Genomic DNA, 14,320 nt, shown 5'->3' with positions numbered 1-14,320 from the left:
GGGAATCGACGCAGGCATCGTGGCTCTACGCAAGGACATCTGGCGCCCCGCCATCGTGATGGCGACCGCCGCCGACATCGTCGCGCGCGGATCGATCGACGGCCTGCCCCTCGTCTGGCTGCCGCCGATGGGCAGTTTCCGGTTCATCGCCGATCCGTTCGGGATGTGGCGGGACGGGCGGCTGTATGTGTTCGTCGAAACCTATGACTACCGGGTCCGCGTCGGCGCCATCGAGGTGCTGGTGTACGATGCCGAGTTCCGGCTGGTCGATCGCCGGCCGGTGCTGAACGAGCCATGGCATCTGTCGTACCCGCTGGTCTTCGAGGCGGAGGGCGAGACGTGGATGCTGCCCGAGGCGCATCGGTCCGGCCGGCTGACGCTGTACCGCGCGATCGACTTCCCCGATCGATGGGAGCCGGCGCACGTGATCGCGCTGGATCATGTCGCGGTCGATGCGACGCCGGTGTTCCATGACGGGCGCTGGTGGCTGTTCTACACCTCCGCCGATCGCGAGCCCGACAAGATGAGCGCGCTGCACGTCGCCCATGCCGACCGGCTGGCCGGACCGTGGACGCCGCATCCCGCCAACCCCGTCCGCATCGATGTCGCCAGCGCGCGGCCGGGCGGCATGCCGCTGGTGATCGACGGCCATATCGTCCTGCCGGTGCAGGATTGCAGCCGTACCTATGGCGGCGCGATCCGACTGCTGACGATCACGACGCTGACGCCTGAAGACTTCGTGGCCGAGATGGGCGACGCGCTGGTGGCACCGGCATCGGCGGCGCCGTTCGTCGAGGGGTTGCATACGCTGGCGGAGGCGGGGCCGGTGACGCTGGTCGATATGAAGCGCACCGAATTGTCGCTGCACGGCCTGTCGATCGAGGCGGTGCGCGAATGCCGCAAACTCGGCCGAGCGATCAGAAAGCGCGCATCCGGGCGAGGATAGCCCGCCCCGACGCGATAAAGCGATCCGGCGCGAACCGGTCGAGTATGCGCGCGCGCGCCGCCTCGCCCATCGACGCCAATCGCGCGGGATCGGCGAGCATTGCTGACAGGGCGGCGGCCAGCGCGACGGGATCACCGGGCGGCACGGTGGCGCCCGTCTCGCCGGCGACGATGCTGTCGGGCAGTTCGCCCACCGCCGACGCCACGACGGGAAGCCCGGCCTGCATCGCCTCATGCGCAGCGACGCACAGCCCCTCCGATCGCGATGGCTGCACATAGAGATGGCACCCGGCCAGGAAATCCGCCGGCACCGCCGCATAGCCGGCAAACCGCAGCGTCCCGATACCTAGAGAGTGGGCGCGCGCCTCCAGCGCCGCCCGCTCCGCACCGTCGCCGGCGATCACCATTTCATACAGCGTGGTCGTATCGATCAGCGCCAGCGCCTCGATCAGGACGTCATATCCCTTCACGCGGTGGAGCCGGCCGAGGCTGCCGATGCGGACGGGCTGGCCCGGTTGCCATGGCGACGCCCGGCGCGCCGCCGGATCGGCACGGAAGATCGACCATTGGACCAGGCGATCCGGCGGCACGCGCAGGCGCTCCGCCGTCAACCGCGTCACCGCCGTCGAATCGCCCACCCAGAGCCGCGACAGGCGCTGCATCCTGCGCAACAGGAACTCGTTGGCGGGTTTCAGGAAGGCGGCGTGTTGCCAGCTGACCACCGGCCAGCGGCGGCGCGCCCCGACGATCTGGCCGAGCAACGTCGCGCGGGTCAGCGACGTCCACAGATGCGTCGGCCGCCAGCCCCGCAATGTCGCATCGAGCCAGCGTAGCGCCACGACGTGATCCGTCTCGCCGCCATCGCGCACGTGCACGTCGAAGCCCGCGGCCCGCATCGCGACCTCGCCCCGGCGGTCCCGCCCGGTGAGTGCAAACACCGCGACCTCCGCCCCGCCATCACGCAGCACGCCCAGCACCGCCGGCACCGGTGATGCCGCGCCGCCGCCCTCGACCGAGTTGATGACATAGGCGATCCGCATCGACCGATCACTCATGGCCGTACGCCCGCGAACAGATCGAGATAGGCGGCGGCCACGGCCCCGATCCGGTGATGTTCGACCAGCGCCGACAGGCGCGCCGGATTGGGCGCCGCCTGTGCCAGCATCGCCGCGATCGCCCGCGACAGGGCCGCGCTGTCGCCCAGCGGCACGACCATGCCCGCACCCGGCGCATCAAGCAGCCCCGTGGCGGGCGTGCAATCGGTCGCGACCACCGGCCGCCCCGCCGCCAGCGCCTCGACCAGCACCGCAGGATACCCCTCGAAATCCGACGCCAGCACGAACAGCCGCGCCGTATCCAGCCACGGCCGGATATCCGCGACATAGCCCACCAGTTCGACCCGGTCCGCGATGCCCAGCGCCTCACTCTGCTGCCGCAACGCCGCCTTCTCTGGTCCATCACCGACAATGACGAGCCGTACCGACGCATCGGGCAACGCCGCGACCGCAGCGATCACTCGCGCAAAGCCCTTTTCCGGCACCAGCCGCCCGGCCGCTACGATGACCGGCGGCGATGTATCCGGGGTCGGCAGCGCCGCGGGGGCATAGTCGGCAAGGGCAGGCAGCGCGATCGTCGTCGACACGCGCCGTCGGAGAATGCGGTCGGCCTGATCGCGCGCCCTGTCGGACAATGTCACGACCGCGTTCACCCCGCGCAACAGCCGCCGCATGCGCATCTCGAACGCCCATTGCCGGATCGGCCCACGCTGCGGCTTGTCGAGCGCGGCGCTGACCTGCGCTGTGACCCCTATCCCCGTCCCGGCCAGCGCCGCCGCGACCGGCCAATGGAAGTTGCCCGGCACGAAGACATGCCCGAACCGGCGTCGAGCGACGAACGCACGCGCCGCGCGCGCCAGTCGCCGACGCGAGCCGTGCTTCCTCGATATCGGCGGATCGGCCACCACGATCTCGACATGCGAGCCAGCCAACGCCCGTAACGGACCATCGTTCGACCCGGCAAAGATCGTCACCGCAACGCCTCGCTCCGCCCAGCCCCGCGCCAGCCGGATCGCCACGCGCTCGGTGCCGCCAAGCGCGAAATCGTGCAGGACGATAAGGATCGACGGAAAGGGCGCGGCCATCGCCCGCGCGGTTAGCGCCGATAGCCGGCGGAAGCCAAGTCAAACGACGAATCAATGCCGCCCCGGCCGTCGCGATCTGTCCGCGCGCGATGGCACCGGCCAACCGGCGCCATGCACCTGCCCCGCACCCCCGCCGCCATCGACGACAGAAGCGAACGGTTCGCGCCTCTCGCTGCGCCAACGCTGATAGGGCCGGGGTCATGGCGGATCGCCATCATTCTGCTGGTCGTCGCCATCGCCGCGCGAGCGCAGGAGGTCGGCAGCGCGGTGGTCAGCATCGACGAGCAATTCTAATTCGTTCGTCGGCGGCCAGATGCTCCACGGCGCGCTGCCGTTCGTCGATACATTCGATCGCAAGCCGATCGGCCTTTTCATGATCTATGCAGCAGCGCATCTGCCGGGCGGAAACGGCGCCCTCGCCTATCACAGCCTGCCCTGCTTTGCGTCTGGGCGACCGCCTACATGGTAACGGCAATGGCGCGTCGCGTAGCAGCGCCGGCCGCCGCGCTGGTTGCGGGTGTGCTCTACCTGCTGCTCGATGTGGCAGGCGGCGAAGCGGGGCAGGCGCCGGTCTTCTACAACCTGCCGGTCGCGATCGCGGCGTGGATCGTGATGACGCGATCGGCGACCACGACCGATGGCGATCTGCGTAGTCCCGGTCCAGCCGTCATGGTCGTGATCGGGCTGGCGTTGCAGATCAAATATACGGTGGTGTTCAAGGGCATGTTCCTTGACCTGTGGCGGCTCGCGACCGCGCATGTCGGTGGTCGGCGGGCGGGGCCGCTGGCGGTGGACGCGACGCTATGGATCGTCGCCGCGTTGGTGCCGACGATCGCGGCGGCGGGCGTCTATGCGATGCCAGGTCATCTCGATGCATGGATGTTCGCGAACGTCTTCTCCATCCTTCATCGCGGCGGTGAGCAACCGGCCACCGTCGCCGTGCGGCTGACGGTCATGGCCGCCTTGACACTGCCGCTGGTGCTGTCGGTGGCGCTGCGGCGCTGGACGGGCTGGATGCGCGCTGAGGCGGCCGGCGACGCTGGGCGCTGGCGCCAGCAGGCAATCCTAGGCCGCGGGCGGTGGGACGCGGATGCTCTGCGCGACGTCGTGCGCGGGTATGTGATCGAGCATCCCGGCGCGGACGATGCGGTGCTGGTCATCGACGAGACCGGGTTCCTGAAGCAAGGCAAGGCGTCGTGCGGCGTGGGGCGCCAGTACACCGGATCGGCGGGCAAGGTGACGCACTGCCAGATCGGCGTGTTCGCCGCCTATGTATCTGTCAGGGGTCACGCCTTCGTCGACCGGCCGCTGTACCTGCCAAAGAGCTGGCCGTCGGGCGGCGTCGCTGACCCAACGCCTGCTTGCCTTCTCGCGTCGGCAGACCCTCGATCCCAAGCCGACCGACGTGAACCGCCTCATGGCGGGCACCGCGAAATTGACGTCTTGATACGCGGCTGACCCAGACCCGGACATTTACGCCGGCCTCCCCGCTTCCCATTTTTCACGCTCATTCATCTCAGCATTCTGACCGTTTTTGCCACGATCGCAGCGAATGTAATTTCGGGATGCAACACCTAGTAATCCAAATAAAAGCACCATCCGGCGACTATGCGTCAGCCTGGGAGGCTTAGTGGCCGGGCCTTCGTAGCCCGGACCCATTGGGAAAGATCCGCCGTCAGCAGTTCCGCCGTGCGCCGGATCAGGCGGCGCAGCTGGTCGAAGCTTGGCGCCTCGTCCTGGGCCACCCGGCGCACCTCGTCGAGTTGAACCGCCAAGCTCGCATTGCGTCTGGCTGCGCCAGCGAAGTCGCCTTGCATTCGGATACCATAGATCGCCGCACCGATCGCCGGCAGCGAGGCGCTAATCACCGTGATGCCAAGGGGCAGCGCATGGTTGGCGCCCGGCGCGTGCGTCAGGGTCCAGACCATCTCGATGCCCAGCACCCCGGCGCAGATCAGCGCCGTGATCATGAACAGCGCGCCGCCAAGCCGGTGAAGCCGATGCTCGAGCATATGCATACGCGCCGCCTCGCGCCGGACATAACCGATCTGATCGTCCAGCAGCGCGACGAGGTTTGCATGCGCCGACGCCATATAGGCCGCGTCTACTCGCGCTGACGGCAGGCCGATCCGGCGGGCGATGTCACGACGCTCCTGTCCGGCGACCTCGCTGTCGTGCGCATGCGCGCCGCGCAGGAACAGGTCGCCTAACGAAGCCGAGACCGCAAGGCAGCGCAATTCCTCCGCCAGCGTGCGCTGGTCCAACCAACGCTGATGCCAGCCCGCCCGTGCACCCCATTGGGTCACGATAAGAATTATCGCGATTGATGTGAACTCGCCCGCAGCAAGCAATGGCTTGACCGCGACGGGGACGAGCAGCCCCAGCAACGCCAGGGTCACCGCGATCGCCGCCAACGCGAAGCTGCTGACGAAAGCACTGCGGAACTGTTGCGCGGCGAGGCTCGCCTCGCAGTCCGCGCGGTCGAATTGGGGCCAAAGCTGGCCATCGATGCGCGCGTCCAGAGCGCTGGAGGGGCCGGCAGGCGAGAGCCGCGGCGCCGGACAGGGCTTGCGCAGATCTGCGACCCGAAGCCGCCTTACACCCGTCAGCGCGAGCAGCAGTGGATAGGCGACCGTGAACATCGGTGGTGCGTCTGGCGCAACGCGGCGCTCGCGCGGCTTGTCGGCGGTCGGTAAAGCAAGGGCAAGCCGGGCCATGAGCCTCGGCAGATCGACAAGCCCGCCGCGCGCGACGGTGTCCACGGCTTCGGGACCGGAGTCATGGCTGTTCAGGCCGCTCCAGAGCAGGACGGGCGCCTTGGCGGTGTCCGGATGGACCACCAGAACGGGTATCGCATGCGCGACCGCCTCTGCGACGATCTGGGCGGCTCCACCCCGCCCGCGCGGGGGATCGCCGTCCCATATCGCAAGCAGGAGATCGCATTGCGTGAGCACGACCCGTCCGGCGCGCTCGTAGGCGGCAGCCTCACCGCCAGGATCGTCACGCCGGCCCGGTAGTTCGAGTACGTTAGCGGACCGGTCGAGCCCTTGGCCAAGATCAACGGCCCCGGTGCCATCGAAGTCGTTGGCATAATCTTCGCGCGCGAACGGCAGTACGGTGTCCAGCTGCCAGCCGCGGGCGAGCGCGGCGTCGGCGGCGATCATATCGGCCCCTTCCGCAAGACTGCCGACCAGCCGGAAGCGGCGGCCCGGGGCGGCCGTTTCGATCGCGCGCATAACATCGGCTAACCGCGTTGCGAGCTCAGGGAGATCGACCGCCGCGAGCCGCTCCAGGCGATGCCCGGTAACGCCGACCCCGATGGGCGCGGCAGTGGCAACGCCGATAAAACTAGCGTTGATGGGGACCGAGTCCGTCCCGCGTGCGGTCAAAGCGAGGTTGCTCAAAGGCATGGATCCTTCATCTCACCGAGGCGCGCACCGCCACCAGCGAAGAGTCCGTGGCGACATGGCACAGGGCAACTGCCCGCCTGGAACTATGCCATCGTCCGGTAGCGGCCGCCCCGGCGACGCAGCGCGGCTCCCGCCACGCCGAAGCCCAGGACCATGCTGATCCACGTCGCGGGTTCGGGCACGCCGGATACGGTGTCGATCGCACTTGGGATATAATTGTCCACATAGGTGATCGGCGCATTGGGTGGGGGCACGGTAACGCCCAGTTCGGGCGCATCGGAGCGCACGAAGGCGAAGGGTATCGTGCTGGCGTCATATTCGCGATCGATCACCGCGTGGACGCCGCCATCGATACCCTGCTCGAAGACAGCGATACCACCCGCCCCGTTTCGTGCGACAAGGTCCGTGCCCCCGCCTCTGGTTCGCGGATCACCGAACACGACCTGTGCGGCGTTGCAGTTCAGTATGTCGGTGCACGGAACGGAAGAGTTGACCGAGTAGCTTGCCGTGTAATCGACGTAAAAGGTCTGACCGGTGGCAATCGCACCCAGTTGCACGCTCAATGGAGTGGCGCTCCAGTCGTAGTAATAACCAGCACCCAAATTATCGCCCGCGATCGTATTGCTGAACGGATCCTGCTGTCCATCGGCGGAAACCCGCAGTCCAGACCCGTCCGCATAGCCATTGGCGGTATAAAGATTGGTGGTCGGGCCGGTCGCTTGTCCACGGACCACATCCGTCCTGCTGACCGTGAACGCAAAGGAGGCGGTGCTGAACCGATCGTCGGTGATCGCCACCTGCGCGAGATGTCCCGGCGTGATCAGCGAATCGAACCGCAGACCTTCATAATTGCTCGCGTCCGCAACGAAGACCTGGAAGCGGATCGTGGTGCTCGAGGAAATCTGACATTGGCCGACACAATAGTCGTTGTGCAGGAAGAAGAAGCTGTCGGGGTTCGCCTGACCCGTGAATTGGACACCGAGTTGAGACGAGGGATCGGGGCGCCGGTCCGATGCCAGAAAGGTTCCTGTCTCACCACCGGTCGTCAACGGTGGCTGCGCGTCACCGAACGTATAGGAATATTGGTTGATGACGCTAACGCCCTGGATTTGGATACCCGGCAGAAAGTCAGCAGCAGCAGCGGGCGTAGTGACTATCCCCGTCAGCATTGCGGCCGTCCAAGCTAATCTAGCATTTTTTATATATAACATACCAACCTCCCACCTTTTCTGTTCTTTTAAACAAAGTTCAAGAAATTGAGAAGAGTTTAGTCGAGCGCTCGTATGCAGTGACCTCGCCTATTTCCGCTGCCGACAGAATGCGCGATAGCGCCTCTTACCGGATCAGATGACCGTCCGGCACTCAATGCGGTCCGCTGTGACGACTTGGTCCCTCCTGTCTAAAAGTCTGCGAAGCGCTATTGCCGCGCGGCAAGCCTGTACCGATTGTTCGGGCCGCCCGGCTGCGGCAAGGATACGGGCGCGCAAAGCCAAGAGTTCGACCTGATCCGGGTCATGCGAGCCATATTCGTGGTCATAGATTTCCTTGACGACACCCGCCCTCGAGAGGGCATCGCGCGGTCTGCGGGCCGCAAGCTCCGCCTCGGCCGCATAGAACTGCGTGTCGCCGACCTGCGCACTCTTCGCCCCGTACAGCTTGCTGTAGATCGTCCGAGCGCGTTCGAAGCTCAGCAGCGCCGCGTCGGACCGGCCTGCCTTGGTCTGGATGCGGCCCCGGAGGATCAGCGCCATACCTATGAGAGGATGCGACGGGTCGAGGACACGCTCGTATATGGCCAACGCCTCTTCGGCTCGAGCGCGTGCGGGGTCGAGGTGCCCGGTTTCGAGATCCGCCATCGCTTCGTTGCGAATTGCGTCGGCGGTGCGGACGTGGTTGCGGCCGAAGAGCTCCTGGAACGAAGCCGTCGCCCTTGCAAAGACGCGCTTCGCTTCGACGACGCGCCCGGTTTGCAGCAATGCTTCGCCCTGATTGAGCCAGGCACGACCGGCATCCTCGCGATGCTCTCCGCCAAGCGCGACATAGCGCCTGGCGGCGTCGCCGAGCAGATCGGCGGACTCGGCATATCGCCCCTCCAGTGTTGCCAGGCGACCCCGTCGCTCTGCCACATCGGCATTCAGCGCCTCTGCGTCAGCTGTCGTGCGGCCGTAGCTGGCGACCGCCGCGTCGATCGCACGGCTGCTCATCTTGGCATCGCCCCGCTGTCGGTAGATGCGCGCCAGCATCAGCAGCGTACGGGCACGCTCCTCGCCCTTCGGGGGCAGGCGGGCGAGAGCCAGCTTGAGATCACGCTCGGCTTCGTTCGCCACGCCTAGATTGGCATAGATTTCACCCGTCGCCCGAAGCAGCCGGGCGCTCACGGCCGGCTCGTCGGCCAGTTCCCGTGCCGCCCTGCGACTTGCACGATCGAGAATGGTCAGCGCGGTGATCGTGCGCGGGTTCTCGGTTGCCGGATTGGCGATCTGGAAGGTGCCGATAAGAAAGCCGAGGCTCTTGTCGGCGAGCTCCCGCTGGCGGACGGCAATGCGGCGCTGCCCCTCTGCATAGATCGCCAAACCGATGGTCATCGCCGCCACCGCCAACGAGGCGGCGGTGACCCATATCAATCGCCGCTGCCGCCGTGCCGCGTCTCGTCGCACGAGCGCATCGAGCGGCACGGCGGCGATACCCGCGATGATCTTGAGGGAGGCCAGCCGGCGGCCGTCCTTGCCGGGCCGGATGTCTGCGGCGATCGGCTCGGCCGGCAGATCGGACAGCGCGCCGTCCGCGCCAAGCCGGAAGCGGAGCGCCGGCGGAAAACATTCCCGTTCGTCATTGGCATAAGGTTCGCCCGAGGCAATCACGGCGAGCGTGCGGTGTTCGCCATGCAACCGTTTAAAGCTGCGGATCTCCTCGTTGACCCATTTCGACCGTGCGGCTTCGGGGCTGCACAGCACGACCTGAAACCGCGAAGCTGCGAGCGCTCCGCGCAGTTCCGCGCCAAGATCGCCGCTTGCCGGCAATTCGTCGCGATCGCGAAAAACGGGCGGGAGACGCCGCGCGACTGAGCCGAACGTCGTCGAACAGCCGACCAGCGCGCGCGGCATCCGGAACGTCTCGAGCCGATGGTGCAGCCAGCGGGCGGCACTCGCATCCGCGTGGCTGTAGCTGATGAAGGCGGCATAGCGCTCGGTCACACGGCCATCGGGCGACTGCGGATCGGTCGGAACGGCCTGCTCGACGACGGGTGTGCTCGCCGCGCTTACCACGACGGACGATTTCGAACGTGATCCCTGCCTCATCTCCTATCCCCCGAGTCGATTGGATCAGACCATCCGCGTGCCGACCTCCAAGCGCAAGAAAGCGTCAGGGCGCGGATTACATAGGGACTTGGGTCAGACGCTTTTCGATGCAAAAACATCTCTTCATGCTTTCTGCCACTGTTGGCTTGGGTTGCGTCATTTACTCAATTTCTGGCAGAAGGACCCAGCACCAGACATTCACGCCCCCTTGCCCACTTCCCAACTTCTGCCGCTCGTTCTCCTCCGCGCCATGAACAATTTTGGTGCCTGATCTTGCGGACCGGCGAGCGGCACATGCTTGGGATCATCTTCCACGATGCGGCGTAGAGCAGGCATGCGCGACCTGTTCCCCGACGACCGTGAGCGCTTGTCGCTCGATCCCGGTGCCGTGCTGCTTGGCGGTTTCGCGCTACCGGTCGATCGCTACCTTCTCGAGGTGATCACGCATGTCGCCGAGACCGCGCCTTTTCGCCATCTCGAGACCCCGGGTGGCCGGCGGATGTCGGTGGCGATGACCAACGTCGGGAGGCTGGGCTGGGTCTCGGATCGGCATGGCTATCGCTACAGCCCCCTCGACCCGCTTACCGGACGGCCATGGCCGACAATGCCTCCAGACCTCGCCGCTCTCGCCACCAATGCTGCCGCCACTGCCGGCTTCCCCAACTTTGCGCCCGAAGCGTGCCTCATCAACCGCTACGCGAGCGGCGCGAAACTGTCGCTCCATCAAGACCGCGACGAGCGCAATCTCGACCAGCCGATCGTCTCTGTCTCGCTCGGCGTCGATGCACGTTTTCTCTGGGGCGGGCAGTCTCGCACCGACCGCCCGCGCCGCGTTGCGCTACACGATGGCGACGTCGTCGTCTGGGGCGGGCCTGCGCGACTGACCTACCACGGCGTCGACACACTGATCGAGAGCTCGCATCCGCTGACGGGCACGCTGCGCTACAATCTCACGTTCCGGACAGTGACCTGGGCAAGACCACGGCGACAAATCTGCATCAGAGCACGCCATCGCCGACCCGTCGGGGAACGCTTCGACACGCCTCCGGTTCTCACGGGCGAGGAGGTGAAGCAGGATGTCCGACTTGATTGTACGCTGCCCGGCATGCGCCACCGCGAATCGCGTTCCGGCTGACCGCCTCGGTTCCGGCGGCAAATGCGGTCGGTGCGGAGCAGCGCTGTTTCAGAGCGAACCCGTCACGCTCACAAGCTCCAACTTCGACGCTCATGCGTCCCGTAGCGACCTGCCCCTACTGGTGGACTTCTGGGCAGCGTGGTGCGGACCCTGCCGCCAGATGGCGCCAGCCTTCGCGTCGGCGGCCGCATCGCTCGAGCCCGCCGCCCGTCTCGGCAAGCTGGACACCGAAGCCGAGCAGGGCATCGCCGCACGCTATGGTATCCGCTCGATCCCGACGATGATCCTGTTCGCGCATGGCCGCGAAATCGCTCGGCAGTCCGGCGCCATGTCGGCAGCCGCCATTGTGGAATGGGCGCGAGGCGCCTTGCCGCGCTAATCTAAACCCTGCTTGACCAGTGAATCGACCCAATCATGGCCATTCACGCGGCCTTTCCCGCTGCCCTAAACCTGCTGCTCGTTCACGTGCGCGGAGTGAACCGCCCCGGGTTTGTCGGAGGCTCCAACTCCTGAGAAGGTGGAGCCTGTATGAGCAAGACGGCGAACAAGTTTGCGCCTGAGGTCCGCGAGCAAGCGGTGCGGATGGTACTGGATCACGAGCGTGACCAACCCGTCGCGATGGGCGGCGGTGGTTTCAATTGCGGAGAAGATCGGCTGCGCGCCACCGACGCTGCATGAGTGGCTGAAAAAGACCGAGGTCGACAGCGGCAAGCGCGCCGGGGTTCCGACCGAGGTTACCGACAAGCTGAAGGCGCTGAAACGCGAGAACCGCGAGCTTCGCCAAGCCAACGAGATACTGCGCAAGCCTGTCCTGAACTCGTCGAAGGGGCATCCGCGTATTTTGCTCAGGCGAAGCTCGACCGCCCGTTCAAGCGATAACCGGCTTCATCGACGAGCAACGTGAAGCCTACGGGGTCGAGCCGATCTGGAAGGTGCTGCCGATCGCCCCATCCACCTGTCATAAGCATGTCGCACAGCGGCAAGATGCTACGCGCCTGTCGGCTCGGGCGCAGGAATATCTGGCTCTCAAACCCGAGATAGCCCGTGTGTTCGCCGAAAACTTTGGGGTCTACGGCGTGCGCAAGGTCTGGCGGCAGATGATGCGGGAGGGCTTTGCGGTCGCGCGATGTACCGGGGAACGGCTAATGCGCGATATGGGCGCAGCGGCCCAAGGTTCCGGCGATGCAAAGCATCGTTGGAAAGGCTGCGGAGCGCTGGCAGGCGTGATCCGGGGCAAGCCAGTTCGCACGACCATCAGCGACAAGGCAGCACCATACCCGCTCGATCACGTGAACCGCCAGTTTCGTGCTCCGGCGCCGAACAGGCTGTGGGTATCGGACTTCACCTATGTCGCGACCTGGGCAGAGTTCGTCTACGTCGCCCCTTCGACAGGCTTGTCTGTCCGGAATGGTGTATTCACGCGGTGCCTGAGCGGGGTGGCCACCCCGCTCAGGCGGCGGATGTGAGGCCGTTCGACAGTCTGGTCGGAAAAGACCGTTCCTGAGCAGGGCCGCATCCGTCTTCCCAAACCCCGGACAGTTGCATGGGGCCTTACGCGGGACCCCGCATGACAAGGCTGGGAAACCGGATCATGTCACAGCCCGACCTCTTTGTCGGCATCGATGTTGCCAAGGACGAACTGGTTATCCACCTTCATCCAACCGGAACGCTGTGGCGGGTCGCCAACAGCAAGACCGGTCTGACCACGCTCGGTTGCAAGCTTACCCGACTTGCCGGCACGGCATGCCTTCGGATCGGCTTTGAGGCGTCGGGCGGGTATGAGCGCAAGCTCGCAATCCTGATCGACCGGCTGGGACTGACCGGCTTTCTTCTCGATCCGGCGCGGGTGCGCAACTTCGCGCGCGCCGAGCGACGGTTGGCCAAAACCGATCCGCTCGGTGCCGCCGTGATCGCGCGATGCCTGGCAGCGCTGCACGCCGAACTCACGCTCTATTTCCATGACCCGCAAGCCATCAGGCTGACCGAGCATGTCCGCTCGCGTGACCTCGCCGTCGCGCAGGCGGTCCAGTTCGGCAACCAGCTCGAAAGCATCGCTGATCCTGCCATGCGTCGCCTCATCGCCGCCCGGGTCGCACGGCTGAAAGCCCTCGCCCTGCGGATCGAGAAAGCCATCGCCGCAGTCGTTGCCGCCTCTCCGATCTGGCAGCGCGCGACGCACTGTTGCGCAGCGCACCCGGCGTCGGTCCTGTCGTCGCGGCATGCCTGCCGGCACGAATGCCCGGGCTTGGACGCATCGCCAGCAGACAGGTCACGGCCCTTGCCTGTCTTGCTCCGTTCGATCGGCAAAGCGGCACAACCAGTCGGCCCGGACGATGCTCCGGCGGAAGGCCGGCGGTCAGACGCTGCTTCCATCTTGCAGCCTTGATTGTTGCACGCTCCGGAAAAGGACCCCTCGCTGCGACAGCCAGCCGGCTGCGCGCCGCTGGCAAGCCTTACAAACTCGCTATCGTTGCAACCATGCGCAAGCTTTTCATCACACTCAGCACCATAGTCAAAAACAACACCGAGTATCGATCCGCTCAAACACAGTGCCCAGAAGAGGCGTGGCGCTCCCGTAACGAACCTGTCCCATACGGTTTCCTTCCATTCCAATGAAAGGATTGCACCATCAAACCATGGGATCAAATATCTAGCATCGGTGATTTTGCCTGCATCAGCAGGCGCAGGCGAATGTTAAGGGGTTCACACTTCTATGCGATGATTTGCGTGAAATCGTGGAAGAGATGCAGGATTGTTAACAATTCCTTGAATACGGAACTAGAGGAATTCTAGAGATAAGTGAGGACCGATACTTGGCGCTCGTCCGGGCGGGCGAAAATCGACGCCATGTCGATGCATGATAATTCTCTCAGTCGCAAAAATCACTTTAAGAAGTAAAGATTTTCAAACGATACCGAATCGGCCGCATCTCTAAAGAGATAATTGAACCATGCCTGTTCAATCAGTATGATTGGGTTAGCTTATCCATCAATAGCGATTTCATTCGGCAAATTGGCAGTCAGAACCTATATTTCTATATCATACCGATCTAAATTGGTAGATTATACATTCAATGTATATTACAATCGAAAAGACGCCGCCATCATAATCAACAGGTTGATTCGGTTGACGACTTACAATATATTTCCGTTACATATATTCTAATAGGTCACTAGGGCTGCCAGTGCTTTTTGTATCTATGTCGCTCGTCACTTGCCTACCGGCGATGTTTGGCTTTCAGCAATGACGGTCGCCGTCGGAGTTGACAAGCAGGCGCATGGATCGCGTAGCCGGAATCTCATGGTACCATCGTACGACGATGGGAAAATCTGATGCCGCAAACCGTCTTCGTAGTGGACGATGACGAGTCCATGCGAAATGCGATCGCCGA

The 14,320-nt window shown here is 64.8% G+C and carries 11 protein-coding genes, 3 pseudogenes and 1 other annotated feature; of the genes and pseudogenes, 8 read left to right on the top strand and 6 right to left on the bottom strand.

Annotated features, from left to right (window positions below):
* The first annotated feature begins 19 nt into the window (after positions 1-19).
* Positions 20-946, top strand: coding sequence for a glucosamine inositolphosphorylceramide transferase family protein (locus JAO74_RS17125; RefSeq protein WP_199041067.1), 927 nt, complete (start codon positions 20-22; stop codon positions 944-946).
* Here JAO74_RS17125 and JAO74_RS17120 read toward each other — a convergent pair.
* Entirely contained in the window at positions 918-2,000 is a 1,083-nt protein-coding gene (locus JAO74_RS17120; RefSeq protein WP_233151145.1) for a glycosyltransferase, read from the bottom strand. The genes JAO74_RS17125 and JAO74_RS17120 overlap by 29 nt on opposite strands.
* Complete coding sequence (locus tag JAO74_RS17115; RefSeq protein ID WP_199041064.1) at positions 1,997-3,085, bottom strand: glycosyltransferase; 1,089 nt, start codon at positions 3,083-3,085, stop codon at positions 1,997-1,999. Before JAO74_RS17115 ends, JAO74_RS17120 begins: the two co-directional genes overlap by 4 nt.
* A gap of 111 nt (positions 3,086-3,196) precedes the next feature.
* On the opposite strand from JAO74_RS17115, the gene JAO74_RS17110 reads away from it, so the two are divergent.
* Positions 3,197-3,379, top strand: a complete 183-nt coding sequence (locus tag JAO74_RS17110; protein WP_199041061.1) for a hypothetical protein — start codon at positions 3,197-3,199, stop codon at positions 3,377-3,379.
* Between the two features lie 585 nt (positions 3,380-3,964).
* Positions 3,965-4,498 (top strand): annotated as a pseudogene (locus tag JAO74_RS19310) (transposase); the annotation flags it as partial.
* Positions 4,499-4,698: 200 nt separating this feature from the next.
* Here JAO74_RS19310 and JAO74_RS17100 read toward each other — a convergent pair.
* The 3 genes from JAO74_RS17100 to JAO74_RS17090 form a co-directional block, all read right to left on the bottom strand.
* Positions 4,699-6,489, bottom strand: a complete 1,791-nt coding sequence (locus tag JAO74_RS17100; RefSeq protein ID WP_199041058.1) for a DUF4231 domain-containing protein — start codon at positions 6,487-6,489, stop codon at positions 4,699-4,701.
* Between the two features lie 89 nt (positions 6,490-6,578).
* The gene (locus JAO74_RS17095; RefSeq protein ID WP_199041055.1) at positions 6,579-7,664 is read right to left on the bottom strand and encodes a PEPxxWA-CTERM sorting domain-containing protein; all 1,086 of its coding nucleotides are present in this window, start codon (positions 7,662-7,664) and stop codon (positions 6,579-6,581) included.
* Between the two features lie 174 nt (positions 7,665-7,838).
* Positions 7,839-9,794, bottom strand: a complete 1,956-nt coding sequence (locus JAO74_RS17090; RefSeq protein WP_199041053.1) for a tetratricopeptide repeat protein — start codon at positions 9,792-9,794, stop codon at positions 7,839-7,841.
* Positions 9,795-10,128: 334 nt separating this feature from the next.
* Here JAO74_RS17090 and alkB point away from each other — a divergent pair, with 334 nt between their 5' ends.
* From alkB to JAO74_RS19300, 5 genes and pseudogenes are all read left to right on the top strand, one after another.
* Positions 10,129-10,929: a DNA oxidative demethylase AlkB gene (gene alkB, locus JAO74_RS17085; RefSeq protein WP_199041051.1), complete on the top strand. Its 801-nt coding sequence runs from the start codon at positions 10,129-10,131 to the stop codon at positions 10,927-10,929.
* Positions 10,871-11,308 carry a thioredoxin TrxC gene (gene trxC / locus JAO74_RS17080; RefSeq protein ID WP_199041048.1) on the top strand — a complete coding sequence of 146 codons (438 nt, stop codon included), beginning with the start codon at positions 10,871-10,873 and terminating at the stop codon, positions 11,306-11,308. The genes alkB and trxC overlap by 59 nt, the downstream gene beginning before the upstream one ends.
* A 149-nt stretch (positions 11,309-11,457) precedes the next feature.
* Positions 11,458-12,311: pseudogene (locus JAO74_RS17075) on the top strand (IS3 family transposase); the annotation flags it as partial.
* Positions 11,763-11,879, top strand: a sequence feature (AL1L pseudoknot). It overlaps the preceding pseudogene by 117 nt.
* 161 nt (positions 12,312-12,472) lie before the next feature.
* Positions 12,473-12,970: pseudogene (locus JAO74_RS19305) on the top strand (IS110 family transposase); the annotation flags it as partial.
* A gap of 194 nt (positions 12,971-13,164) precedes the next feature.
* Positions 13,165-13,545, top strand: a complete 381-nt coding sequence (locus JAO74_RS19300; RefSeq protein ID WP_416194321.1) for a transposase — start codon at positions 13,165-13,167, stop codon at positions 13,543-13,545.
* Between the two features lie 593 nt (positions 13,546-14,138).
* Here the strand turns inward: JAO74_RS19300 and JAO74_RS18900 are convergent.
* Positions 14,139-14,320: hypothetical protein (locus tag JAO74_RS18900; protein WP_233151144.1), on the bottom strand; the 182-nt coding region annotated here is incomplete at its 5' end.

It is taken from the genome of Sphingomonas mollis, assembly GCF_016427505.1.
Lineage (GTDB): Bacteria > Pseudomonadota > Alphaproteobacteria > Sphingomonadales > Sphingomonadaceae > Sphingomonas > Sphingomonas mollis.
Note: the sequence above shows the minus strand (reverse complement) of the source record. Positions and strands in the feature narration are given on the sequence as shown.